1 protein-coding gene is annotated in these 606 nt (G+C 30.0%); it reads left to right on the forward strand.

Features of this window, described 5'->3' with window-relative positions:
- Positions 1-223 precede the first annotated feature (223 nt).
- Positions 224-606: nicotinamide riboside transporter PnuC (gene pnuC / locus N1032_RS26370; protein WP_259543609.1), on the forward strand; the 383-nt coding region annotated here is incomplete at its 3' end.

The following is a 606-nucleotide window of genomic DNA, read 5'->3' on the forward strand; positions in this document are numbered from 1 at the left end:
GAAAATAAATAAAGATATTTCTGTCAACCTGGGGTCTTTAAAACGGGTTATATAGTAAGTATTGATTATTAAACTTACTAACTACAAACAAACTAATTATTAAATAAATGGATTTATAATGTTTAAAAAGATTTGGGCTTTTGTAGCTACTATTTTAGTAGTAATAGCAGCAGTTGTAAGTAAAGCTCCCTTAGAGATTTTATGAGCAACTGTAATTGGTATTTTGTTTGTTCTCAGTGTAGCATATAAAAAGAATATAGCACCTTTATTAGGAGCAACACTTTCAGTGTTCTATGCTATATTAAGCTACCAAGCTGGTTTTTATGCTAATGCTGTTATGAATTTATTTGTACTTGTGCCACTTCAATTATGGGGTACATGGTATTGGTTTAAGAAGAAAGATGAAATTAATACACTGAATAAAAGTCAAATCTCTCTTGTTTCAGTGTTAACAGTAATTGGTATTATTATCTCAACTTTCTTTGCATTTAAATCGGGTAGTAAATTGCCTTATTTAGATGGCATCTCTTCAGTGTTAATTATAACTGGTACTGTTCTTCTTACTTTCAAAACTAAGGAGCAATGGTATGCATGGATTCCGTATAA

Source organism: Herbiconiux daphne, from assembly GCF_024979295.1.
GTDB classification, from domain to species: domain Bacteria; phylum Actinomycetota; class Actinomycetes; order Actinomycetales; family Microbacteriaceae; genus Herbiconiux; species Herbiconiux daphnes.